This window comes from Rhizobium sp. S163, from assembly GCF_030380805.1.
Taxonomy (GTDB): domain Bacteria; phylum Pseudomonadota; class Alphaproteobacteria; order Rhizobiales; family Rhizobiaceae; genus Rhizobium.
The window spans coordinates 389,390-412,624 of the sequence record NZ_JAUDSA010000003.1 but is presented as its reverse complement, the minus strand read 5'-3'; the positions used below and the strand labels follow the sequence as shown (position 1 = coordinate 412,624).

Here is a 23,235-nt window from a genome sequence, read left to right as displayed (position 1 = left end):
GGAAACCGGGCGGACGCCCGGTGACCGGTCAGGTCAAGCGGCGCCGCGAACGGTTACGCCGTTTTCCTGGAAGTGCTGCTGCAATTCGCCAGCCTGGAACATTTCCTTGACGATGTCGCAGCCGCCGATGAATTCACCCTTGACGTAAAGCTGGGGAATGGTCGGCCAGTTGGAGTAATCCTTGATGCCCTGGCGGATTTCCGAATCGGCGAGCACGTTGACGCTCTTGTAGTCGACGCCGATGTAATCGAGAATCTGCACGACCTGGCCGGAGAAACCACACTGGGGAAACTGCGGCGTGCCCTTCATGAAGAGGACGACGTCGTTGGTCTTGATTTCGTTGTCGATGAATTCGTTGATGCCGCTCATGGGACCTAATCCTTTCAACAGGCGAGTTAAAGGCCCGCCGTTTCAATCGTTAAGCTTAGATAGCATGTGACGACCGGAATTCCAGCGGGTGCGAACAAAAAAAGGAGTGCCCTATCGGTCTGATGTTCCCGCTGTTGCCGAAGCGTTACGCCTGGCCATCGCCTTTTGAAGCCTCCTGAGAATTTACGGAGGTTTTAAGCCAATCCACGAAGACAGAGGCCTGAGGCGAGAGATCATCGAAACTCCTGGCGACAAGCCAGTATGCGCCATGCGGAATGGTGGTATCGAAGAGCTGCACAAGTTCTCCCGCCATGAGTTCATCGCGGATAAACATCCTGTCCATCAATGCGATACCCTCTCCGCGCAGCGTCGCTTGCAGGATGAGCGCGCCATCGGGATAGACCGAGCCGCGCGTTTCGCCGGCCTGTGCACCGGCGGCCGTAAACCAGCGATGCCAAAGGTCTCGATCGTCTTCATGAAGCAACGGGAATTGCAGCAGATCCGTCGGCTTGGTCACGGGGGCGCGCGCACTCAGCAGATTGGGCGCGATCACGGGGATCATTGTCACGTCGGCGAGCCATTGGCATTCCACCCTCGGCCACTCCGTTCTCGTCGCGCTGTGGCGAACGGCAATCTCCACGCGGCCGGCCCTGAATTCGACCGGGCGCGGGTCCACGTCAAGCAACAGGTCGATATCCGGTTGCAAGTGACTAAATGAGGCCAGGCGCGGCGCCAGCCAGCCCGCCGCGAAGGACGGTTCGACGCTGATCGACAATGACGAAGCGGGCTTGTTGGCCTTCAGGCGGTCGAGAGATGTGCCGATCGCATCGAAACTCGCCGTGAGGACGGCCAGTAACGTCTCGCCCGAGCCGGTGAGAACGACCATGCGGTGGCGCCGCTCGAACAGCGGTTGGCCAAGCTGCCGCTCCAGTTCGCGCACCTGCCGGCTAACCGCGGACTGTGAAATCAGCAGTTCGTCGGCCGCCCGGGTGAAGCTCCGCAGACGCGCCGCGACCTCGAAACTGCGTAGGGCGGTCAAAGGTAGGCGGCCACGTTTCATGGATAACCTCAAGTCATGCGAAGCGGACGATAAGCTCGTTTGAAGACCTTGGGCAACCGGAATTCAATGGTCATCGCGATCAAACCCGCGAGGAAAGACCATGTGGAGCGAAGTCTATCGTCTGATCATAGATGTCATCCGGATCGTCTCGTTTCAGCCGCGCGGCGCCGACAACGCGTGGCGAGCGACCGGCGATTGGCCGATTGAAGACGATTGGGATGTGGAATCGAGAGTGGAGACGTGCCGCCGTAGGCAGTCGAGGGACGATTGAATTGACGGCACGCGTTCACGGAAGAATGAGAAACAAAAATGCCCGGCGGAACCGGGCATTTTCTAACAGGCTTTGACGGTGGGCCTTATTCCGGCGCCGAGGTCTGCAGCGCCAGCGCGTGCAGGACGCCGCCCATGTTGCCCTTCAGCGCGTCGTAGACCATCTTGTGCTGTTGCACGCGGCTCTTGCCGCGGAAGGCTTCGGCTACGACTTCGGCGGCGTAATGATCGCCGTCGCCGGCCAGATCACGGATGACCACCTTTGCGCCGGGGATGCCGGCCTTGATCATGTCTTCGATATCACCGGGTTTCATGGCCATGGTCGATTACTCCTTGCGCATCATTCCGCGGCAGCGAGCGTGCTGCTGCCATCCATGAATTCAGGGAACCATGATTCATGGGCGTGGCGCAATTGCTGAATCGGCAGCGACAGCAGATCGTCGACGACAAGCGCGTCGCCTTCGACCGTGCCGAGGCGGCGGAACGGAACGCCCGCACCTTCGGCGTTGGCGCAGACGAAGCTGGCGACATCGGCCGGAACGGTCAGAACGTAGCGCGCCTGGTCTTCACCGAAGAGGAGCCCGTGGGTTTCGCCGCGACCTTCGCTGAGGCTGATGTTCAGACCCTTGCCGGAGGACATCGCCATTTCCGCCAGAGCAAGCGCCAGGCCGCCCGAGGAAATGTCGTGGCAGGCGGTTGCCTGGCCGTTGCGGATGACCGAGCGGACGAAGTTGCCGTTGCGGCGTTCGGCGAAGAGATCGACTTCCGGCGGCGGGCCGTCGGTGCTGCCGAGAATATCGCGGAGATAGATGGAGGAGCCGAGGTGGCTGCCGTCGGTGCCGATCATGATGACCTTGTCACCATCGGATGCGCTGCCGATGCGCGCCATCTTCTTCCAGTCGCCGAGAAGGCCGACGCCGGCGATGGTCGGGGTCGGAAGGATCGCGACGCCGTTGGTCTCGTTATAGAGCGAGACGTTGCCCGAGACGATCGGGAAGTCGAGCGCGCGGCAGGCTTCGCCGATGCCCTTCACGGCCTGCACGAGTTGGCCCATGATCTCGGGCTTTTCCGGATTGCCGAAGTTGAGGTTGTCGGTTGCCGCCAGCGGCTCGGCGCCGGTTGCGGTGATGTTGCGCCAGCATTCGGCCACAGCCTGCTTGCCGCCTTCGAACGGATCGGCCTCGACATAGCGCGGCGTCACGTCGGAGGAGAAGGCAAGCGCCTTGGTCGGATGCGTATCGACGCGCACGACGCCGGCGTCGCCGCCCGGCAACTGCAGCGAGTTGCCCTGGATCAGCGTGTCATACTGTTCGTAGACCCAGCGGCGGCTGGATTCGTTGGGCGAGCCGACGAGCTTCAGCAGCGTCTGGCCGTAATCCTCAGGGGCTGCCACCAGATTGGCAGGAAGCGGCGCGCGCTTGTCGGCCTCGCGCCAGGGGCGGTCATATTCCGGTGCCTGATCGCCGAGATCCTTGATCGGCAGGTCGGCGACTTCCACGCCCTGGTGCATGACGCGGAAGCGCAGGTCGTCGGTGGTCTTGCCGACGATCGCGAAGTCGAGCCCCCACTTGACGAAGATCGCCTTGGCGACTTCTTCCTTGGCGGGCTCGAGGACCATGAGCATGCGCTCCTGGCTTTCCGACAACATCATCTCGTAAGCGGTCATCTGGTCCTCGCGCACCGGAACGGTGTCGAGGTCGAGCAGGATGCCGAGGTCGCCCTTGGCGCCCATTTCGACAGCCGAGCAGGTGAGGCCCGCCGCACCCATGTCCTGGATGGCGATGACGGCGCCGGTCTGCATCAGCTCAAGGCAGGCTTCGAGCAGGCACTTTTCGGTGAAGGGGTCGCCGACCTGAACGGTCGGGCGCTTCTCTTCGATCGATTCGTCGAATTCGGCCGATGCCATGGTCGCGCCGCCGACGCCATCACGGCCGGTCTTGGCGCCGAGATAGACGACGGGCAGGCCGACGCCCTTGGCTTCTGAGAGGAAGATGCCGTCGGACTTGGCAAGGCCGGCCGCGAATGCGTTGACCAGGATGTTGCCGTTGTAGCGCGCGTCGAACTCGACTTCGCCGCCGACCGTCGGAACGCCGAAGGAATTGCCGTAGCCGCCAACACCGGAGACGACGCCGGACACGAGGTGCTTCGTCTTCGGATGATCAGGCGAGCCGAAACGCAGCGCGTTCATGGCGGCGATCGGGCGGGCGCCCATGGTGAAGACGTCGCGCAGAATGCCGCCGACGCCGGTCGCGGCACCCTGGTAGGGCTCGATGTAGGACGGGTGGTTGTGGCTCTCCATCTTGAAGACGACGACGTCGCCGTCATCGATATCGACGACACCGGCGTTTTCGCCCGGGCCCTGGATAACGCGCGGGCCCTTGGTGGGGAGCGTGCGGAGCCACTTCTTGGAGGATTTGTAGGAGCAATGCTCGTTCCACATGGCCGAGAAGATGCCGAGCTCGGTGAAGGTCGGCTCCCTGCCGATCAGATCCAGAATCCGCTGGTATTCGTCCGGCTTCAAGCCGTGGGCGGCGATCAATTCTGGAGTGATCGGGCGGGTATTGGAAATGGTCATGAGCTCTGCGAAGTCCCTGCCGTTGCGCGATTTCGGTGTCTTTAGCCTAAGTGGGTGCGGCGCGCGACAGAAAAAAGCCCGCTGTTCACAGAGAGCGGGCTTCGGATCGAAATATCGGGAAGTTTAGAACTTGTAGCCGACCTGAATGCCGGCGCGGGTCATGCCGCTGTTGGGGCCGTCGCACAGATTGGCGTGCGAGGAGTGAGCAACCTGTGCCATGACATTCCAGTGCGCGTCGAAACGATAGCCCGCACCGACATACTCATGAAACATAAAGCGACAGCCGAGCTCGGGACCGTCCTTCGCGTAGTCGAGGTTGCCATTATGCCAGACGCCGCCGAAGCCGGCTTCGGCAAAGACTTTTTCGTTGAAATTGACAGTCCACGATAGACCGCCGAAGATTTGCGTTGCTTCGCCAGCGGTGCCTATGGACGTGCCAAGGTTCAGGCGCGGACGCGCCAGCGTCTGCTTCCAGTCGGTTGCCGTATCCTGGCCGAACGGGTCGAAGAAGACCGTGACCTCAGGGAAAACGCCATCTTCGTGGCTATGGCCGCCCTGGATCGACGCGGAAGCGCCAAAGCGCAATTCGTCGAAGATCTTTTCATCTGCATGGGCCGAGACCGGCAGGAGCGAGATGTTTGCAAGGAGAGCCGCGAGAAGTAGTCCGCGACCGGTCGATGCCGATGCCATGCTGTTCATTAGATGCGCCGCCTTTGGTGCCGGCGCAGATCGCCGTCCTCAACGCAATTGGTAGCATGCAAATCGATTCGGTAAAGCGGACAGGCGCTGTAAGCCCTAGATTTTAGCGGGTGCGGCTGATCTGCAACAGCTTCAGACCTCGCCGTCGTATCCCGCGCCGCCACTTTCAAGCAGGCGTCGAACTGTCATCAAACCTGCAACCATTTCCCCTCTATCCTTGGGGGAGGAGAAGCTGATGCGCACGCGGTGATAGACCTTGTCTGTGCGCGCCGCCTTGAACTCGTCTTCATCGTCGATCAGCACGCCGTCGCGGAAGGCGGCGTTCTTGAAGGTGCCCGAGAGCCACGGATCGGGAAGCTTCAGCCAGATGAACGGCACATGCGGATGCGAGACGAAGTCGAAGCCCTGAAGCGTCTCGCGCGCCAGTCGCTCGCGCCCTGAAAGCTCCGTGATGCAGGTCTCCCGGATTTCGTGCGCCTCGCCGCTTTCGACAAGGCGGGCGCAGGCTTCGGCCAGAATGAAGGGCAGGCCGCCGGTGATCATCTTGTGGGTGACCTTGATGCGCTGGGCGAAATGCGGCGGGCAGGCGACCCAGCCGCCACGGATTCCGGCGGCCACCGATTTCGAGAGACCGCTGATGAGGAAGGTGCGATCGGGCGCCAACGAGGCCAGCAGCGGGTTTTCGTCGCCGGTCATGCCGCCATAGAGATCGTCCTCGATCAGCCAGACCCCATGCCGCCGCGCGATTTCGGCGATCTTGGCGCGCCGCTCATGCGGCATGGTTGATAGCGTCGGGTTGTGGGCCGTCGGCATCAGGAAGGCGAGCTTCGGGTGCTGCTGCGAGCAGAGGCGCTCGAAATCATCGGGAATGACGCCATGCTCGTCGGAATCGACCGTGATGGTCCGCCGGCCGAGGATGCGGGCGCTGCGGCTCACCTGCGTATAGCTGAGGTTCTCGAAGACGATCTTGTCACCGGGCGATGATATGGCCGAGATGACCGCGATGGCGGCCGCGTGCGCGCCGAGTGTGGGCACGATGTTTTCGGTGTCGGGCGCCCAATCATTGCGCGACAGCCAACGGCGCCCGGCCTCATACCAGTTCTGTGGAAAGACGCGCGAATAAGAGGAGATCTCGGCAAGCTGCTGCTCGCCGATATCGGCGAGGATGCGGCCGATGGCTTTTCCCTGGCCAAGATCCGGAGCCGCCGTCGTGTCGAAGCGGATTTTTCCCGATGGCGCGTCGATTGTCCTGGTGCCGCCGAGCGCGATCGTCAGCGGATCGGGCTGATTGCCCGGCGCCGTCTCCGCCCGGTCCAGCACATAGGTGCCGCGCCCGACTTCGCCTGCCACCAGGCCGCGCTCGTGCACCAGCGCGTAGGCGCGGCCGATTGTGCCGATTGTAACGCCGATATCATAAGCGAGATTGCGCTGTGGCGGCAGCTTGCTGCCTGCGGGCAGGGCACCGCTGGCGATGGCGGATTCGATATTGTCCGCGAGGCGCAGATAGACTGGGCCGGAACCGCGCGAGAGATCAGGGAGCCAATTTGTCATGATGACAATTTCCTAGATTGTCACCCTTGCACTGTCAAGTCTATCAGGGTGAACGCATACAATCAGCGATCGGATAGTGACATGTCAGTAGCGCCCGACTTCAGGAGAGACAATCGGCTCCATCAAGCGGAGCAATTGCGTCAAACGGCGAGGTTTGACCGGCACGATGTGTGGGTGGCTCTTGGCCGCGTTTGGGGCAAGATCGCGCTCTGGCAGCAGAAGCGGGCCAGCCGGCGCGTGCTCAGGGATCTGACAGATGCCGAACTCCTCGACATCGGCATCAGCAGGGCCGATGCCGGCAAGGAAGTCGGCAAGTCGTTCTTCTGGGATTGAGGCTCTGGGCGCCTAGCGCATCGGCCCGAAAATCGGCATCGATTTTCGGAAAGCTCGATGCGTAGATTCAAAGAGTTAGAGCGTCCTTTGCGCGTCCATTCGGACGCATGGCGCTCTAATGCTGGCTTAGCTGCAGCTCTTGTTGCCGCCGGCCCAGCGCGTGACGTCGCCAGCGATACGCGGACGTGCCGGGCTATCCATCATCGGGCCGAAGGCGTCGAGCTTGGAAGGGTTGCCTTCCGCCTGGACGACCAGCAGCGGCCGGCTTTCCGGGCTGCCCTTGTGGACGACGAGAATGCGCGGGCGGCCGGAGAAGGAGTTGAGCTCCGGCGCCAGCTTGTAGGCGGCAAATGTCGCGTCGCCAGATTTGAACCAGCAATTGTTGGCCGCTACGGCCACGCGTTCCATGGTCGACAGTGCGCTACGGTCCTGTGACGGCGCCGGTGTCTTAGATTGGCACGACGCAACCAGTGCCGCGGTCGCGGCAATGGCGAGGACATGTGTCAGGGGAAGGTGAGGGCGCATCGATCTTGCTCCAGTGGACCGGATGAATGGCCTCATATCCGTTTAAGGTTAAGCAGCGATTACGTCGAGCGCGGAAGCGAACAACGCCCGGCCGTCGGAGCCGCCATGGGCTGCTTCGATCAGGTTTTCCGGGTGCGGCATCATGCCGAGCACGTTGCCGCCCTCGTTCATGACGGCTGCAATGTCGTTCAGTGAACCGTTCGGGTTGGTGCCCTCGGCGTAACGGAAGACCACCTGGCCGTTGCCTTCGATCTTCGCCAGCGTCTCGGCGTCGGCGAAGTAGTTGCCGTCGTGGTGGGCGACCGGGCAACGGATGATCTGGCCCTTGCCATAGGCGCGGGTGAAATCCGTCTCGGCATTCGCCACTTCAAGCTTGATCTCGCGGCAGACGAACTTCAGCGAGGAATTGCGCATCAGCGCGCCCGGAAGCAGGCCGGATTCAACGAGGATCTGGAAGCCGTTGCAGACGCCCAGAACCTTCACACCCTTGTTGGCCTTCTCGATGATCGCCTGCATGACCGGCATGCGCGCGGCGATCGCGCCGCAGCGCAGATAGTCGCCATAGGAGAAACCGCCCGGGATGACGATCAGATCGACATCTGGGATATCGGTCTCCGTCTGCCAGATCGTCACCGGCGCCTGGCCGGAGATCTTGGTGAGAGCGGCGATCATGTCACGATCGCGATTGAGGCCCGGAAGCTGAACGACGGCGGATTTCATGGGTGTTGTTCAAACCTTGCTTGTGCTTCTGCGAGTTCTCGAAGTTCGAGACGGTTTTCAATGCGTTCGAGGCGTTGGTCGTGACGGTCGAGCACGCTGTAGATGTTGTGAATGTCCTGATTTACCGAAACGAGTATCCCCCGCATGGAGTTCAACTCGCTTCTCATCTCGTTCTGAGTGTGTTTCAGCCCCGAAATTTCGGCCTGAATGCGCTTAAAGAACTCAAACATAAATTCTTGTGTCACTTCAGCCATCGGACAATCTCCGCAACCGTTAGTCGAGAGAAATAGTATAGTTCTCGATAACGGTGTTGGCGAGGAGTTTTTCGCACATGGCCTTGATGTCGCCTTCGGCCTTGGCCCTATCGGTGCCTTCGACTTCGACGTCGAATACCTTGCCCTGGCGGACATGGCCGACGCCGTCGAAGCCGAGAGCGCCGAGCGCGCCTTCGATGGCCTTGCCCTGCGGATCGAGAACGCCGTTTTTCAGCGTGACGGTTACACGAGCCTTGATCACTTTGTCTTCCCTGCCTTTTTAGCGAATGTCTTGCTTAGCCGTTATGTTACTTGACGAGAACCGGACCGGTGCCGCGCACAGGCTCGTTCTCGTTGATGATGCCGAGGCGGCGCGCCACTTCCGAATAGGCTTCGAGAAGGCCACCCATGTCGCGACGGAAGCGGTCCTTGTCCATCTTTTCCTGGGTGTCGATATCCCAGAGACGGCAGCTGTCCGGCGAGATTTCGTCGGCGAGGATGATGCGCATCATGTCGCCCTCATAGAGGCGGCCGCATTCGATCTTGAAGTCGACGAGCTGGATGCCGACGCCCAAGAACAGGCCGGTCATGAAGTCGTTGACGCGGATCGCCAGCGCCATGATGTCGTCGAGCTCGGCGGGGTTGGCCCAGCCGAAGGCGGTGATGTGCTCTTCGGAGACCATCGGGTCTTCGAGCGCGTCCGACTTGTAGTAGAACTCGATGATCGAGCGCGGCAGGACCACGCCTTCCTCGATACCCAGGCGCTTGGCCAGCGAGCCGGCGGCGACATTGCGCACGACGATCTCAAGCGGGATCATCTCGACTTCGCGGATCAACTGCTCGCGCATGTTGAGGCGGCGGATGAAGTGCGTGGGAATGCCGATCTTGTTCAGATGGTTGAAGATGAACTCGCAGATGCGGTTGTTCAGAACGCCCTTGCCATCGATGACTTCGTGCTTCTTCTTGTTGAAGGCGGTGGCGTCGTCCTTGAAGAACTGGATCAGCGTGCCTGGCTCGGGTCCCTCGTACAGAATCTTGGCCTTGCCCTCGTAAATACGGCGGCGACGGTTCATTGCGATTGTTCTCTTGTCGTTGGCGCTCTTGGGATTAGCGCGAGTGGATCGATCTCGTGGCGTCCCCATAAAGGAAAAGCGAGGGTTTCACAATCCGCCTGTCACTCCTTCCCCGGATTCCGGTCTTCCGGAGCACCGATGCGAGAATCGAATGTCTAAGAAATCCATTCTACCCCGTTTCCCGGCTTAACAAAACGACCTCAGGTTTATGCCGGGGTTGTGCAGTATTTTATTTGGAGGCCGTCGCCTTGCTCGGCTTGCGGGGCGCCGGCGTATCTGCTGCTGCCGCCGCCTGGCGCCAGCTGGCGGAGCGAACGAAGGAGGGGATCTGCATTGCCGGCATCGGGCGGGCCAGCGCATAGCCTTGCAGCACGTCGCAGCCGAGGTCGCCCAGGATACGCGCGTGCTCCATGGTCTCGACACCTTCGGCCGTCACCAGAATGCTCAGGGAGCGGCCGATCTCGATGATCGAGCGGACGAGCTTGCGCTGCTCGGACGAGGTCGGCAGCATGCGGATCAGCTCGCGGTCGATCTTCAGCGTCTTCGGGCTCAGCCTCAGCAGGCTGACGATCGAGGCGTGGCCGGTGCCGAAATCGTCGATCTCGATGTCGATGCCGAGGCGGCGGAACTGGCGGAGATTGGCGATGACGGCGTCGTCGCAATCATCGAGCGAAATGGATTCCAGAAGCTCGAAGGCGATGGTTCCCGGCACGATCTTCAGTGCCCGCAGCTTCTTGCCGAGCGCCGGATCATCAAGTCTCCGGGAGGAGACATTGACCGCGATCTTCGGAATGACGATGCCCTCGCTCTCCCAGGCGGCGCGATCGACAAGCGCCTGCTCCAGAATGACGCCGTCGATGGTCGCGACGACGTTGATGTCCTCGGCGATGTCGAGGAAGCGATCGGGCGCCAGCAGGCCATGCTCGCGGTGTTGCCAGCGGGCGAGCGTTTCGACGCCGGTGACGTCGAGCGTGCGGGCATCGAACTGCGGCTGATAGAAGGGCACGAATTCGCGCCGCTCAAGGCCGATCAGGATATCGTCGGCCAACCGCTTGCTGGCTATCACCTGGCGGCGGGCATCCTTGGAGAAGAACTCGTGCCGGTTCCTGCCGCCGCTCTTGGCGCGATAGAGCGCGATGTCGGCGTTGAGCAGGAGCTGCTTGCCGTCGAGCATCGGGCCGCTGTCGGTGGCGATGCCGACACTGGCGCCGAAGCGGCACTCGTGGTGCTCGTAGCGGATCGGACGGCTGAGCTCGCGCACGATGCGCTCGGCCATGTTGGAGATCTTCTTCGGCGTCACATCGAGCGCGCAGAGCACCACGAACTCGTCGCCGCCGATGCGGGCCACGAAATCGCCCGGGCGAACGGTTTCGGTCAGCACAGATGCCGCGTGCTTCAGCATGGCATCGCCGGCGCGGTGGCCGAGCGTGTCGTTGATCTGCTTGAAGCGGTCGAGGTCGATGTGCAGCACCGCGAGCGTATCGTCGGCGGTGTTTGCTCTCGTTGAATATTCTTCCAGCTTGCGGTCTAGATAGCGGCGGTTCGGCAGCCCCGTCAAAAAGTCATGGAGGGCGAGATGCTCGATGCTCTCCTTGGCCGCCTCGAGTTCGCGGTTGTGGGCCTCGGCGAGGTCCTTGGCGCGCTGGAGTTCGGCGTTGAGCGCCACTTCCTCGGTTACGTCCCAATTGGCGCCGATCAGCTTGCGGTGGCCGTTGCCGTCGATGAAGAAGGCAGCCTTGGCGCGGATGACGCGTTCGGCGCCATCGCCGCGAATGATCCTGAATTCGTGCTGGAAGCCCGACTGGCGCTCAATGTTCTCCGCCACCGTCGCCTGCACACGGTCACGGTCGTCGGGGTGCAGCGTTTCGGTCCAGACGTCGCCCTGCGAGGCGCGTGTGGGGTTCGTGATGCCGTAGATCCACAACAGGCGCGCGTCCCATTCGACAGTGCCGGCATCGAGATCGGATTCGAATACGCCGATCCCCGAAATGTCGAGCGCAAGATCAAGCCGCCGCGACATGTGCGCCAGCCGCTCTTCCGCTTCCTTGCGGGCGGTGATGTCGGTGTCGGTGCCGACGAGGCGGGCAGGCGCGCCGTTTTCGTCCCACTCCACGCAGGCGCCGCGGCATTCGATCCAGATCCAGTGGCCGTCCCGGTGGCGTTCGCGATATTCGAAGACACGGAAATTCGGATCGCCGGCGTTCTGCCGGTCGATCGCCTCGATGACGAAAGCTCGGTCGTCGGGATGGATCAGCGCGATCCAGGCATCGTAGTCGCCATCCGCCTCTTCGTCGGGCGCCATGCCGCGCATGGTCTTCCATGTCTCGGAATAATAGCGCGTTCCAAGCTTGAGGTTGTGATCCCACACGCCGAGATCAGAGCCGACGAGCGCGTAGTTCCAACGGCTTTCGCGCTCGACCAGCGCGTCGGTCTCGCGATCGGATACATCCGTTGAAGCGATAATCTCATCGCTCTTTGTGGAACCAACCGTTTGATCAGGCCTCTTCTTGGTCAATGCTCGCACTCGCTCGTCTGGCGTGTGTCAATTTGCTTATATTGAATTAAGCTGAGCTTAATATCGGAGCAAACTTATCGCGCTGTCCAGTGCTCCCAAAGTCGTGCTCTCGGTCACATGCATCCGGCGGAGCAATCGCACCGATGTCATTTGCAACGGCATCGCAACGCCCGCAAAATACCTGCTCGGTGTTTTCCGCCCTATATGATGGGAATGGAGGAAAAACCATGGCTCAGGATTGGCCAATGTTCATCATGCAATGCGTCGTGCTCGCCGCGTTCGCGAGCGCGTTTTTCGTGCGCGGCGAGGGCGACTGAGTATTGTCCGCGTGGAAATGCCAGGGCGTCCTAGCCCTTGAGACGGCTGAGGAACTGCGCGAAGACCATCGTGCCCTCGGGCCACGGGCCGTGACCGGAATCGGCGTTGATGTGGCCGGATTCTCCCGCATCGACCAGCAATGAGCCCCAGCTTGCGGCGATCTCGTCGGCATGCTCATAGGTGCCGAAGGGATCGTTGCGGCTGGCGACCGTGACGCTCGGGAACGGCAAGGGCTCGCGCGGGTAGGGGCCGAAGGTCATCAGGTGCTTCGGGCGGATGTCTGGGTTGGTGACATCGGGCGGCGCGACCAGAAAAGCGCCGGCGACCGGCTTCTCGAACTGCGGGATCGCATGCAGAAGCGACGGCACGCCGAGCGAGTGGGCGACAAGCACCACTGGACGGGTCGACTTGTTGACTTCCTCGGCAATCCGCGCTGCCCAATCCTCGCGCACGGGCTTGGACCACTCCGCCTGCTCGACGCGGCGCGCGGTGCTGAGTTTCGCCTCCCAGCGGCTCTGCCAGTGGTCGGGGCCGGAGTTGGTGTAACCGGGGATGATGAGGATTTCGGCGTCTGAAGCTTTCATGGTGCCGCCGATGTGAGAAGGCGCGGCGATAAAGTCAAGGGAAAGCAGGACAGCTCGGCCAATTTTTGTTATGTTAGCGCATTGCCGGTCGCGCTCGATGTCGGCACCGCCGATGCTTTCGCCGCCGGCCTCAATGGCTGAGGAGGAGAAAGCCATGACGGCATTTCACGTCATGTCCGGCGCGGACGATGTCTATTCGCGCCCGGTCATCAACAAAATTGGCCTTGCCGACGTCTTCGACGCCATCCGGCTCGGTATGGCGGATTTCAGGGAAAAACCATCGCATTACGTGTTTCTGTGCCTGATGTATCCGATCGCGGGCATTTTTCTCGCGGTGGCGACGTCGAGCGCCAACCTGTTGCCGATGATCTTTCCGTTGATCGCGGGCTTTGCGCTGATCGGGCCTCTGGCGGCCATCGGTCTCTATGAGATCAGTAGGCGCCGGGAGGCTGGCATGGACAGTTCCTGGCGGCACGCCATGGAAGTGACGCGGTCGCCGGCCTTTCCGTCGATCGTCACCGGCGGGCTGATGCTGTTTGCCTTCTTCGTCGTCTGGCTGGTGGCCGCGCAGACGCTCTATCTCAATGTGCTGAGCGACGTGTTCCCGCGCTCGATGTCAGCCTTCTTCTCCGAGATCTTCGGCACGACAGAAGGCATGCAGCTGATCATCTGGGGCAACCTGATCGGGTTCGGCTTCGCGTTGATCGTGCTGGCGACCACCGTCGTCACCTTCCCGATCCTGCTCGACCGCGACATCGGCCTCGTTGCCGCCATGGAGACGTCGCTGCGGGCCACGTTTGCCAACCCGGTCCCTGTCCTGTGCTGGGGGCTGATCGTTGCCGTGTCGCTTGCCGTCGCCACCATCCCGCTCTTCGTCGGGCTGGCGCTGGTGATGCCGATCCTCGGCCATTCGACCTGGCATCTCTATCGTAAGCTGGTGGCGCCGCCGATCGTTTGATCGCCATCTGGTTCACTCAGGAACCCAATGCCTTCCTCGGAGTTTGACTGGTGCAAGCTTTGAGGGAGGCAAACATGGCAGACACGCAGCATATCTTCATGCGCTTTTCAGCGAAGACGTCGGAGTGGGCGGGCAAGCCCGTGACCTTCGTCCTTGCATTGATCCTGGTGATCCTCTGGGCCGTGACGGGGCCGTTCTTCGATTATTCCGAGACGTGGCAGCTGGTGATCAACACCGGCACCACGATCATCACGTTCCTCATGGTGTTCGTGCTGCAGAACGCCCAGACACGCGATACGCGGGCCATCCAGGCGAAGCTCGATGAGCTGATCCTGACGAGCCATGCGGAGAACCGGTTCATCGGCATCGAGAACCTCGACGAGGACGACCTGAAGCATCTCGACCGGCTGGTGGCAAAGGCTGCAAAGGGCGGGCAGGCGGAGAAGCAGGCGGCGGCCGATGCCGCGCCGAAATCCACGAAGACGGCAACCGCCGTGCGCAAGAAGATCGATGCGGCGCGTTCGCAGAAGGACAAACGAAAAGCGGCGCCCCGAAAGGCGCCGCAGAAGAGTTGATCAGGTCGATCAGCTGTTGGCGAAGACCCGGTTGAAGATCGTGTCGACGTGCTTGGTGTGGTAGCCGAGGTCGAACTTTTCGCGGATTTCCTCTTCCGACAGAGCGGCGCGCACTTCGGCGTCGGCAAGCAGTTCCTCGAGGAAGTCGGCGCCCTTTTCCCAGACCTTCATGGCATTGCGCTGGACCAGACGGTAGCTGTCCTCACGGGACACGCCAGCTTGGGTGAGCGCCAGGAGCACGCGCTGGCTCATGACCAGTCCCTTGAACTGGTTCATGTTGCGCAGCATGTTTTCAGGGTAGATCACCAGCTTCTCGATGACGCCAGCCAGACGGTTCAGCGCGAAATCGAGCGTGATCGTCGTGTCGGGGCCGATGGCGCGCTCGACGCTCGAATGGCTGATGTCGCGCTCGTGCCAGAGGGCGACATTTTCCATGGCCGGAACCACCGACATGCGCACGAGGCGGGCGAGGCCCGTCAGGTTTTCGGTGAGCACCGGGTTGCGCTTGTGCGGCATGGCCGAAGAGCCCTTCTGGCCGGGAGAGAAGAACTCTTCGGCTTCGAGCACTTCGGTGCGCTGCATGTGGCGGATTTCGATGGCGACGTTTTCGATCGACGAGGCGATGACGCCGAGCGTGGCGAAGAACATCGCGTGGCGGTCGCGCGGGATGACCTGGGTCGAGATCGGCTCGGCAGCGAGGCCAAGCTGCTCGCAGACATATTCCTCGACGCTCGGGTCGATATTGGCGAACGTGCCGACGGCGCCCGAGATGGCGCCGGTCGCGACTTCGGCGCGGGCGGCGACCAGACGATCGCGGTTGCGCTTCATTTCAGCGTAGAAGCGCGCGAAGGTCAGGCCCATCGTCGTCGGCTCGGCGTGGATGCCGTGGCTGCGGCCGATGCGCACCGTGTCCTTGTGTTCGAAAGCGCGGGTCTTCAGCGCCGCAAGAACGCGGTCCATATCGGCGAGCAGAAGATCGGCTGCGCGCACCAGCTGGATGTTGAAGGTGGTGTCCAGCACGTCGGAAGAGGTCATGCCCTGGTGGACGAAGCGGCTGTCGGGGCCGATGAATTCGGCGAGGTGCGTCAGGAAGGCGATGACGTCGTGCTTGGTGACGGCTTCGATCTCGTCGATGCGGGCGACGTTGAATTCGGCAACCGAACCCTTCTCCCAGATGGTGCGCGCGGATTCTTGCGGGATGACGCCGAGGTTGGCGAGCGCGGTGCAGGCATGAGCCTCGATCTCGAACCAGATACGGAACTTGGTTTCGGGCGACCAGATGGCGACCATTTCAGGTCGGGAGTAGCGCGGGATCATGGCTTCCTGCTTTCGTTCGTAAGGAATGTTGGCGTTCTAAAGGGGAATGTTGGCGCCCGTGTAGCAAAGACGCGCGGCAATCTCAACGCATGCGTTTTGCAAGCGCGAAACTCGTTGCCAGCAGGCAGGCGAGCCCGAGGGGGACGAAGAGCCGCAAACCGAGCACCATGAACTGGTAGACCGAGCTCGCGCCGGTGAAGATAAGCTGGAAAAACCAGATCACCGATCCTCCCGGCGCATGCCAGCGCGAGTAGAAAACCCGGTAGTCCATCGCGAAGAGAAACGCCGTCATCAGGATGGTGCAGGCCACAAGCGCCACGAAGAAGGCGGCGAAGCGCGTCTCGATCCGGCGCTTGTGCGCGAAGAAGCGACCCAGCATGAGCGCGAAGGGCCAGGCAAGCAGGCCGCCGGCGAAATAGAGGATGGCGAGATCGCCGAGGTGGCTGGTCTCCAGGCCGTTGCGCAGATAGAGCGTGCTCATCGCCGAGGCCAGCATCTGGAGAGCCCAGAGCGGCGCGCCGATGAGCACGGCGGAGTAGGGCGGGTACGCAGCCCGTAGCCGGTCTCCCATCAGCGACACGCCGCTCCCGATATTACTTTGCCCGATCTTATTTGGATTGCCCTTCAGCCGCCGTCCGGAGCGCCGAAATAGCCTGCTTGTAGGCCTCGACCGAGCCGCCCTTGAAGATGGCGGAGCCGGCGACGAGCACGTTGGCGCCCGCCTTGCCGATCATGGGCGCGGTTTCGATCGTCACACCACCGTCGACCTCGAGGTCGATTGGCCGGTCACCGATCAGTGACTTGGCGGCGGCGATCTTGTCGGCCATGGCGGGGATGAACTTCTGGCCGCCGAAACCGGGATTGACCGACATGATGAGGATCAGGTCGATATCATCCAGCACGTTTTCGAAGACGGAGAGCGGCGTTGCCGGGTTGAGGGTGACGCCGACCTTCTTGCCGAGATTGCGCACGGTCTGCAGCGAGCGGTGCAGATGCGGGCCGGCTTCGGCGTGGATGGTGATCCGGTCGCAGCCGGCCTTGGCGAAAGCTTCGAGATAGTCGTCGACAGGCGCAATCATCAGGTGGCAGTCGAAGGTCGCGTCGGTGTAAGAGCGCAGCGACTTGATGACATCCGGGCCGAAGGAAATGTTGGGAACGAAGTGACCGTCCATGACGTCGAGGTGGATCCAGTCAGCGCCGGCCGCGGTCACGTCGCGTACCTCCTGGCCGAGCTTGGCGAAGTCGGCGGCCAGAACGGATGGCGCGATGCGGATGGGCTGGGTCATTGTCTCTCTCCGTTGAAGTCGCCTGGGATCACGCAGGCGTTATTGCGCCGGCGCACTGAAGGGGACGAATGCCCCGGAGCGCCATTGCATCAGCTGATATGGGTTTTGCGACAGCTCGTGGCCGGCGTCGAAGGTGATCTGGCCGAGCACGGTGTCGAAGGGCATGCCGCCGAGATGCTGGGCGACGGGCCGCTCGTCGCTTGCCGCCGCCTGCACCGCCTTGATCGCGATCTCAACCGCGGCATAGGCCGGCAGGACATAGCCTTCCGGCTCGATGCCGGCGGCGCGCAGCGCCACACCAGCGGCCGATGCATCGGCGCGGGCGGTATAATCGGGCAGCGTCACGGCAAGGACGCCGTCGGCCAGCGGCAGCGGCTGGTCAGCCGCGCGCATTCCGTCGCCGCCCATCAGCTCGAGCGCGATCTTTTCGGCCTTGGCGTCGCGGGCGATAATCGAGACATCGCTGCGGTCGCCGCCGATGAAGACTTTGGTCGCGCCCGCTCTCTTGAGCCGGCGAACGAGTGCGATCTGCTGCTCCTGGCCCGGGCGGTATGTGTCGGTGAAGACAGGCTTCAGGCCGTTCTGCTCCAGCGCGTTGCGCACCGCTTCGGTGAGCTCGCGGCCGTGGATCGTGCCGTCCTCGACAAGCGCGATGGGGCTCGATGCCCAGTCGTGCAAGATGACCTCGATGATCTTCGCGGCTTCGGCGCCATCGGCGGGCGCAAGGCGAAAGAGCGGCCAGCCGTTTTTCAGCGCATCTTCCATGAGGATGCGGGAGCGCACGGAGACGGTGATAGCAGGGATGTTGGCGTCTTTGAGCTTGGGGAGCGCGCCGTCGAGCGTCTGGCTGCAGAGGAAGCCGATGGCGACCTGGACCTTGGCCGCGATCAGCGCATCGGCGACGGCGCCGCCGCTATTGTCCTCGCAGGGTTCGTTGACGGTGACGATGGTGTCGCCATCCTGGCGGATCTTCGCCTCGGCGCCGGCGGCGATCTGAGCGCCGAGCGGCGCGAAACTACCGGTCTGCGGAGCGACGACGCCAATCGTCACGCCGGCTGCATGGCATTCCCCGGCTGCGACAAGCAGCAGCGGAAAAAGACCTAAGCAACGCGAGATAGTCATGAAAGATGCACGCCCCAACCGTTTATTCCTGCTCTTTTATCCGTCCGGAATGGATCGTCAAAGAAAAACGCGCGGATTGGTCGCTTTTCGGCATCGGTTTGTAGAAAAGATAACCTATGACCGTCATAATGCGCGCGAAATGCGTGTGTTCGTGGAGTGAAATTTTGTTGAGCAAGCAACCGATCGATCCCGGCCTTTACAGGGACGCGATGAGCCGCTTCGGCGGGCACGTTCAGTTGGTGACGACCGCGGTCGGCGACCAGCGGCGCGGGGTGACGATCACGGCGGCCTGCTCCGTCTCTGACGGCCCGGCGACGGTGCTGGTCTGCCTCAACAACAGCAATCCGAAGAACGAGATCTTCTTCCGCAGCGGCATCTTCGCGCTGAATACGCTCGGCGCGCATCATCAGGCGCTGGCCGACGCGTTTTCTGGGCGGACGAAGATGGAAGACGGCGATCGTTTTTCGACGGGCCGTTTCGACAAGCTGGTCACCGGCGCGCCGGTGCTCATGGACGCGCTCGCCTCCTTTGATTGCCGGGTGACGGAGATCAAGGAAATGACGACGCATCACATCATCTTCGGCGAAGTCATGGCGGTGCGGTTCGACGAGGCGAAGCCGGCGCTGTTCTACATGAACCGCGATTATTACAGCCTGTAGAGCGAGTTTTCTCATGGACGCGGCCGAAATCGAAGAGATGTTTCAGGGGCTTGGCCCCGTCACCATCAAGCGCATGTTCGGCGGCAAGGGGATCTACCATCTCGGCCGGATCATCGCGCTCGAGTTTCGCGGCGACATGCTCCTGAAGGCCGATGACGTCAGTTCGCCCGCCTTCGCCGAGGCCGGCGCCAGCCAGTGGACCTATGAGGGAAAGACCGGCAAGCCGGTGAAGATGCCGTACTGGTCGATCCCCGACGACCCTTATGACGATCCGGATCTGATGGCGGGATGGGTGCGGCTGGCTTACGAGGCGGCGATGCGGGCGGAGTGATCGGCCGCGCTTTCAAACTTCAATACTAGAACTGTTCTGGGCCGAGATGGTCGATGGCGGCCGCAGCGAAGGCCGAGAGCGGCTGCGGCAGATCGTTGCGCGAGAACCAGCCGAAATCCGAAAGCTTGTCAGGCTCCGTCAAGGCAGGTTCGCCGGCGTAGTCTTCGGCGATGTAGAGAAGCGAGATCCAGTGCTGGCGATCTGCGTCGCTGATCACTTCGGTCTGGCCCAAAAAGCTGACGCGGCCGATTTCAAGGCCGCTTTCTTCCTCGGCCTCGCGTTTCGCCGCCTGTTCGGCCGGCTCCATATGATCCACCTTGCCGCCCACGATGCTCCAGTGGCCGGCTTCGGGCGCCTTAACGCGCTTGTAGAGGAGGATCTTTCCGTGGCGCAGGATAACCAATCCTACGCCGAGACCCGGAAAATCGATACCGGGGCTGCCCATGCTATCAGATCTTGGCGTTTGCCGTGATCAGCATGAAGGCGGGGATGTCGTCGCCGAAGCCAACTGGCGTCGGGCCGTCATCATGGTCGCGGTAGCGGCGGCGGTCACGATTGTCGTCGTTAGCCGGATAAGGGCGGCGGTCGCGCGCGTTGTTGTTCTGCCTGTTGTTTTCTGCTTTGCGCTCTTGCTTCACGCTTTCGACCCTTGCTGGTGCGGCTTGTACCGGTGCGGCTGCTGTTTCGATCGTCTCGACGCCATTATCCTCGGCGGCGATATCAGATTTATGACCCGAACGATTTCTGCCGCGGCCACGGTCCTTATCCCGCTCACGGCCGCCCTTGCGGCGCGAGCGATCGTCGTCACGGCTCGGCTCGGCCGGCGGCAACGACGAGAGATCGCCATTGTGCCATTCGATCTTCTCACCGATCAGCTTTTCGATCGCGTCGGTGAACTTCTGGTCGCGGCTGGTGACGATGGTAAAAGCAGAGCCTGCACGGCCTGCGCGGCCGGTACGGCCGATGCGATGCACATAGTCATCCGCGTGGATGGGCACATCGAAGTTGAAGACGTGGCTGACATCGGGGATGTCCAGACCACGGGCTGCGACGTCGGATGCCACCAGAAGCTGGAGCTGGCCGTCGCGGAAATTCTGCAGCATGGTCGTGCGCGAACGCTGGTCCATGTCGCCATGCAGCGCGCCGACGGAGAAGCCGTGGCGTTCCAGCGAACGGAACAGATCGGCGACGTCCTTCTTGCGGTTGCAGAAGATGATGGCGTTCTTCAGCTCTTCCTGGGCGCGGATGAGGTCGCGAAGCGTCGAACGCTTTTCGTAATCCTTGCCATGGGCGGCGACGAAGCGCTGCGTGATGGTCTTGGATGCGGAAGCGGGCTTGGCGACTTCGACGCGTTCCGGGTTCTGCAGGAAGCGGTCGGCCAGCTTCTGGATCTCCGGCGGCATGGTGGCCGAGAAGAACAGCGTCTGGCGGGTGAACGGGATCATCTTGGCGATGCGTTCGATATCGGGAATGAAGCCCATGTCGAGCATGCGGTCGGCTTCGTCGATGACGAAGATCTCGACGCCGCTCATCAGGAGCTTGCCGCGCTCGAAATGGTCAAGCAGGCGGCCGGGGGTGCAGATGAGAACATCGGCGCCACGCTCGAGCTTGCGATCCTGCTCTTCGAACGAAACGCCGCCGATCAGCAGCGCGACGTTGAGGCGGTGGTTCTTGCCGTACTTCTCGAAGTTCTCAGCCACCTGGGCGGCGAGTTCGCGGGTCGGCTCGAGGATCAGCGTGCGCGGCATGCGAGCGCGGGCGCGGCCCTTTTCAAGCAGCGACAGCATCGGCAGAACGAAGGAAGCGGTCTTGCCGGTGCCCGTCTGTGCGATGCCGCAAATGTCGCGGCGCTGAAGCGCAAACGGAATCGCGCCAGCCTGAATAGGTGTTGGCACCGTGTAGCCCGCGTCAGTGACAGCGGAAAGCACTTTTTGGCTCAAGCCAAGATCAGCAAATGTCGTCAAAGGGAAAACTGTTTCCGTTCCGGTTCGGCCAGGCTCAGGCTTGAGTCGGCGGGATTGCATGCCGCAATGCAGCGCCACATAGGCTGAAACGGTTGAGAAGTCAAGGAACCGGCGCGGTCTCAGGGTTGTTGAGGTAAAACCACGGTTAGCGGGATCGTTCAGTTTATATAGCTGGCGAGTTTCGTGCCGGCGCTGATGAAGTAGATCGGGTCGACGGCGCGTCCATTCTGGCGCACTTCGTAATGCAGATGCGTGCCCGTGGAGCGGCCCGTGCTGCCCGCGAGACCGATCGTATCCTCACGGCCGACAGTGTCGCCGACCTTGACCAGAATTTCTGACATGTGGCCGTAGCGGGTCGAGATGCCGTTACCGTGGTCGATCTCGACCATGTTGCCATAACCGCCGGTCCAGCCGGCCGTGACCACCTTGCCGGGCGCGGTCGGGCGAACCTTTTCGCCGGGTGCGAAGCGGAAATCGACGCCGGAATGCAGCGCCAGCCGGCCAATGAAGGGATCGCGGCGGTTGCCGAAGGGGCTGGTGATTTCCTTGCCGATGGCGGGGTTCTGGAAGGGCAGAGACGAGGCGGTGTTGCGCACGGTTTCGAGCCGGGTGAGGGCGGTGTCGAGCTGTGCCAGCGAATTGTCGAAGTCGTCGCCGCTCTCGGGCTCGACAAAGGGACCGCCGACGGCGCTGTCGTCTGTGGCCTTTGCGCTCGCCGTCTCCGAGGGCACGCGGATCTGGAAGCGGGTCAGTACGTTGGAGATCGCCGCCGATGCGTCAGTCGCATCCGTCGTCAGTTGACTGACGCGATCACGCTGGCGCTGCTCGATCCCCTTGAGGGAGAGCGTCACCTTGGAGAAGACGCGGTCGGCGCGGTCGCCCATGGTTTGGCGGGCCGGCACGTAGGAGAGCGTCGAGTTGTCTGGCGTCACGTCAGCCGGCGTTGCGTCGCCGGCGAGCTGCCGCTCGATCGCCTGCATGGCGGCAGGCAGTTCGGCGCGCTTGCCTTTGGTCTCAGGCGCATAGGCGGAGGCGGGCGTTTCCGTCTTGGCGTCGAGGCCGGAGTTCTCGGCGCGGTCGAGCAGCTGGCCGAGCTTGCCGCGGCGCGAGGTCAGCGCCTGCTGCTGCTCCATCAGCTTGTCGACCTTGTCTTCCACGACCTGCTGGTCGAGCAGCTGGCGGGAGGTGACGCGATCGACCTGGGCGCGCAGTGCCGCGATGCGGTCCTCGTAATCATGCTGCATGCGCGCCTGGCGCGCCATGGTTGCGCCGATCAGGTCGTCGCGCAGCACCAAATAGGAAGTGGCGAGCAGGTAGCCGATGGCGAAGACGCCCACGAAGCAGACCGCGATTGCCGCCATCCACGGCTTGACGGTCAGGTGACGAACCCGATCGCCGCTGGCAAGGATCAGGATATGCTCCTGTTTTTGCTTGCCGAATACGCCGTTCTGCTGTGTGTGCGCCACGGAGACTCTCCCAACTCACGGACCTGCCTGAATTGGGTCGATTACATACTGTTAAGGTTAACAAAGCCTTAGATTTGGCCTTATTCAACGCATGGGCGAATTATTGGAGTTTACTCTCGCTACACTTAAGAAGCGAGATTCTTGACCGCCGTGAGCACGGTTTCGGCGTGTCCGGCGACCTTGACCTTCTGCCAGATGGTGGCGATCGTGCCATCTGGGCGGATCAGGAGTGTCGTGCGTTCGACGCCCATATAGGTGCGGCCGTACATGCTCTTTTGTTTCCAGACGCCGTAGGCCTCCAGCGTGGTCTTCTCCTCGTCGGCCGCGAGCGCCACGCCGAGCTTGTGCTTCTTGATGAAGCGATCATGGCATGCGGCCGAATCCGGCGACATGCCGATAACGGCTGCACCGGCCTTTTCGAACTCGTCGGCAAGGGCGGTGAAGGCAATCGATTCGGTCGTGCAGCCTGAGGTGTCGTCCTTCGGATAAAAGAAAATAACCAATGCCTTGCCGCGGAAATCCGTCAGCTTCACGCGTCCGCCGCCATCGCGCGGGAGATCGAAGTCGGGCGCGCTGGAGCCGATGCTGAGTTCCGCCATGGGGAAACCTTTCTTTTGCCGGGTTTGTGGATAAGAGGTGATTTGCCAGATATATATTGGACAAATCACCGTCCAGCCAGTCTGGTCCAATCACAGAACAAGGAGACAGGCG

27 protein-coding genes are annotated in these 23,235 nt (G+C 62.0%); 6 read left to right on the top strand and 21 right to left on the bottom strand.

What is annotated here, in order from left to right; genetic code table 11:
- Positions 1 to 33: 33 nt before the first annotated feature.
- The 6 genes from grxD to QTL96_RS02160 form a co-directional block, all read right to left on the bottom strand.
- Positions 34 to 369 (bottom strand): Grx4 family monothiol glutaredoxin, encoded by a 336-nt coding sequence (gene grxD, locus QTL96_RS02185; protein WP_018902196.1) that lies wholly within the window; start codon positions 367 to 369, stop codon positions 34 to 36.
- Between the two features lie 145 nt (positions 370 to 514).
- Positions 515 to 1,429 (bottom strand): LysR substrate-binding domain-containing protein, encoded by a 915-nt coding sequence (locus QTL96_RS02180; protein ID WP_289726514.1) that lies wholly within the window; start codon positions 1,427 to 1,429, stop codon positions 515 to 517.
- Positions 1,430 to 1,785: 356 nt separating this feature from the next.
- Positions 1,786 to 2,019 carry a BolA family transcriptional regulator gene (locus tag QTL96_RS02175; RefSeq protein ID WP_018902199.1) on the bottom strand — a complete coding sequence of 78 codons (234 nt, stop codon included), beginning with the start codon at positions 2,017 to 2,019 and terminating at the stop codon, positions 1,786 to 1,788.
- A gap of 20 nt (positions 2,020 to 2,039) precedes the next feature.
- Positions 2,040 to 4,274 carry a phosphoribosylformylglycinamidine synthase subunit PurL gene (purL, locus tag QTL96_RS02170; protein ID WP_289726513.1) on the bottom strand — a complete coding sequence of 745 codons (2,235 nt, stop codon included), beginning with the start codon at positions 4,272 to 4,274 and terminating at the stop codon, positions 2,040 to 2,042.
- Between the two features lie 123 nt (positions 4,275 to 4,397).
- On the bottom strand, positions 4,398 to 4,964 hold the full coding sequence (locus QTL96_RS02165) for an acyloxyacyl hydrolase (protein ID WP_289727154.1): 567 nt from the start codon (positions 4,962 to 4,964) through the stop codon (positions 4,398 to 4,400).
- A 141-nt stretch (positions 4,965 to 5,105) separates the two neighbouring features.
- Positions 5,106 to 6,524, bottom strand: coding sequence for a PLP-dependent aminotransferase family protein (locus tag QTL96_RS02160; RefSeq protein WP_289726512.1), 1,419 nt, complete (start codon positions 6,522 to 6,524; stop codon positions 5,106 to 5,108).
- 81 nt (positions 6,525 to 6,605) lie between these two features.
- Between QTL96_RS02160 and QTL96_RS02155 the strand changes: the two genes are divergently transcribed.
- On the top strand, positions 6,606 to 6,857 hold the full coding sequence (locus QTL96_RS02155) for a DUF1127 domain-containing protein (protein WP_289726511.1): 252 nt from the start codon (positions 6,606 to 6,608) through the stop codon (positions 6,855 to 6,857).
- 126 nt (positions 6,858 to 6,983) lie between these two features.
- Here QTL96_RS02155 and QTL96_RS02150 read toward each other — a convergent pair whose 3' ends face one another.
- The 7 genes from QTL96_RS02150 to QTL96_RS02120 all read right to left on the bottom strand — a co-directional run bounded on the left by QTL96_RS02150 (position 6,984) and on the right by QTL96_RS02120 (position 12,846).
- On the bottom strand, positions 6,984 to 7,382 hold the full coding sequence (locus QTL96_RS02150) for a hypothetical protein (protein WP_018902204.1): 399 nt from the start codon (positions 7,380 to 7,382) through the stop codon (positions 6,984 to 6,986).
- A gap of 48 nt (positions 7,383 to 7,430) precedes the next feature.
- Positions 7,431 to 8,102 carry a phosphoribosylformylglycinamidine synthase subunit PurQ gene (gene purQ / locus QTL96_RS02145; RefSeq protein WP_113011291.1) on the bottom strand — a complete coding sequence of 224 codons (672 nt, stop codon included), beginning with the start codon at positions 8,100 to 8,102 and terminating at the stop codon, positions 7,431 to 7,433.
- Positions 8,099 to 8,356, bottom strand: coding sequence for a hypothetical protein (locus QTL96_RS02140; RefSeq protein ID WP_111563556.1), 258 nt, complete (start codon positions 8,354 to 8,356; stop codon positions 8,099 to 8,101). The genes purQ and QTL96_RS02140 overlap by 4 nt, the downstream gene beginning before the upstream one ends.
- A gap of 19 nt (positions 8,357 to 8,375) precedes the next feature.
- Positions 8,376 to 8,618 carry a phosphoribosylformylglycinamidine synthase subunit PurS gene (gene purS, locus QTL96_RS02135; protein WP_289726510.1) on the bottom strand — a complete coding sequence of 81 codons (243 nt, stop codon included), beginning with the start codon at positions 8,616 to 8,618 and terminating at the stop codon, positions 8,376 to 8,378.
- Positions 8,619 to 8,664: 46 nt separating this feature from the next.
- Positions 8,665 to 9,429 carry a phosphoribosylaminoimidazolesuccinocarboxamide synthase gene (gene purC / locus QTL96_RS02130; protein ID WP_018902208.1) on the bottom strand — a complete coding sequence of 255 codons (765 nt, stop codon included), beginning with the start codon at positions 9,427 to 9,429 and terminating at the stop codon, positions 8,665 to 8,667.
- A gap of 229 nt (positions 9,430 to 9,658) precedes the next feature.
- The gene (locus QTL96_RS02125; protein ID WP_289727153.1) at positions 9,659 to 11,893 is read right to left on the bottom strand and encodes a GGDEF domain-containing phosphodiesterase; all 2,235 of its coding nucleotides are present in this window, start codon (positions 11,891 to 11,893) and stop codon (positions 9,659 to 9,661) included.
- 398 nt (positions 11,894 to 12,291) lie between these two features.
- Entirely contained in the window at positions 12,292 to 12,846 is a 555-nt protein-coding gene (locus tag QTL96_RS02120) for an alpha/beta hydrolase (protein WP_026283685.1), read from the bottom strand.
- Positions 12,847 to 13,000: 154 nt separating this feature from the next.
- Here QTL96_RS02120 and QTL96_RS02115 point away from each other — a divergent pair, with 154 nt between their 5' ends.
- Both QTL96_RS02115 and QTL96_RS02110 read left to right on the top strand, forming a co-directional pair.
- Positions 13,001 to 13,804 (top strand): DUF2189 domain-containing protein, encoded by an 804-nt coding sequence (locus QTL96_RS02115; protein ID WP_047512162.1) that lies wholly within the window; start codon positions 13,001 to 13,003, stop codon positions 13,802 to 13,804.
- A gap of 74 nt (positions 13,805 to 13,878) precedes the next feature.
- Positions 13,879 to 14,379 (top strand): low affinity iron permease family protein, encoded by a 501-nt coding sequence (locus tag QTL96_RS02110; protein ID WP_289726509.1) that lies wholly within the window; start codon positions 13,879 to 13,881, stop codon positions 14,377 to 14,379.
- A gap of 9 nt (positions 14,380 to 14,388) precedes the next feature.
- Here the strand turns inward: QTL96_RS02110 and purB are convergent, their stop codons facing one another.
- From purB to QTL96_RS02090, 4 genes are all read right to left on the bottom strand, one after another.
- A complete protein-coding gene (gene purB, locus QTL96_RS02105) occupies positions 14,389 to 15,696 on the bottom strand; it encodes an adenylosuccinate lyase (RefSeq protein WP_113011297.1) in 1,308 nt (435 codons plus the stop codon).
- An 82-nt stretch (positions 15,697 to 15,778) separates the two neighbouring features.
- Positions 15,779 to 16,267, bottom strand: a complete 489-nt coding sequence (locus tag QTL96_RS02100; protein ID WP_289726508.1) for a hypothetical protein — start codon at positions 16,265 to 16,267, stop codon at positions 15,779 to 15,781.
- Positions 16,268 to 16,304: 37 nt separating this feature from the next.
- The gene (gene rpe / locus QTL96_RS02095; RefSeq protein ID WP_113236630.1) at positions 16,305 to 16,982 is read right to left on the bottom strand and encodes a ribulose-phosphate 3-epimerase; all 678 of its coding nucleotides are present in this window, start codon (positions 16,980 to 16,982) and stop codon (positions 16,305 to 16,307) included.
- Between the two features lie 39 nt (positions 16,983 to 17,021).
- A complete protein-coding gene (locus QTL96_RS02090) occupies positions 17,022 to 18,104 on the bottom strand; it encodes a branched-chain amino acid ABC transporter substrate-binding protein (RefSeq protein WP_289726507.1) in 1,083 nt (360 codons plus the stop codon).
- On the opposite strand from QTL96_RS02090, the gene QTL96_RS02085 reads away from it, so the two are divergent.
- Genes QTL96_RS02085 through QTL96_RS02075 form a run of 3 tightly spaced genes read left to right on the top strand, consistent with a single transcriptional unit; the run spans position 18,103 to position 19,094 of the window.
- The gene (locus tag QTL96_RS02085; protein WP_155947887.1) at positions 18,103 to 18,264 is read left to right on the top strand and encodes a hypothetical protein; all 162 of its coding nucleotides are present in this window, start codon (positions 18,103 to 18,105) and stop codon (positions 18,262 to 18,264) included. The genes QTL96_RS02090 and QTL96_RS02085 overlap by 2 nt on opposite strands.
- A 4-nt stretch (positions 18,265 to 18,268) precedes the next feature.
- Positions 18,269 to 18,763 carry a flavin reductase gene (locus tag QTL96_RS02080; RefSeq protein ID WP_289726506.1) on the top strand — a complete coding sequence of 165 codons (495 nt, stop codon included), beginning with the start codon at positions 18,269 to 18,271 and terminating at the stop codon, positions 18,761 to 18,763.
- 13 nt (positions 18,764 to 18,776) lie between these two features.
- The gene (locus tag QTL96_RS02075; RefSeq protein WP_289726505.1) at positions 18,777 to 19,094 is read left to right on the top strand and encodes a TfoX/Sxy family protein; all 318 of its coding nucleotides are present in this window, start codon (positions 18,777 to 18,779) and stop codon (positions 19,092 to 19,094) included.
- A 25-nt stretch (positions 19,095 to 19,119) separates the two neighbouring features.
- Here QTL96_RS02075 and QTL96_RS02070 read toward each other — a convergent pair whose 3' ends face one another.
- The 4 genes from QTL96_RS02070 to QTL96_RS02055 form a co-directional block, all read right to left on the bottom strand.
- On the bottom strand, positions 19,120 to 19,539 hold the full coding sequence (locus tag QTL96_RS02070; RefSeq protein ID WP_289726504.1) for an NUDIX domain-containing protein: 420 nt from the start codon (positions 19,537 to 19,539) through the stop codon (positions 19,120 to 19,122).
- A gap of 4 nt (positions 19,540 to 19,543) precedes the next feature.
- On the bottom strand, positions 19,544 to 21,058 hold the full coding sequence (locus QTL96_RS02065) for a DEAD/DEAH box helicase (protein ID WP_018902221.1): 1,515 nt from the start codon (positions 21,056 to 21,058) through the stop codon (positions 19,544 to 19,546).
- Positions 21,059 to 21,216: 158 nt separating this feature from the next.
- A complete protein-coding gene (locus QTL96_RS02060; RefSeq protein WP_289726503.1) occupies positions 21,217 to 22,524 on the bottom strand; it encodes a peptidoglycan DD-metalloendopeptidase family protein in 1,308 nt (435 codons plus the stop codon).
- A 125-nt stretch (positions 22,525 to 22,649) separates the two neighbouring features.
- Positions 22,650 to 23,123: a peroxiredoxin gene (locus QTL96_RS02055; RefSeq protein ID WP_289726502.1), complete on the bottom strand. Its 474-nt coding sequence runs from the start codon at positions 23,121 to 23,123 to the stop codon at positions 22,650 to 22,652.
- Positions 23,124 to 23,235: the final 112 nt, after the last annotated feature.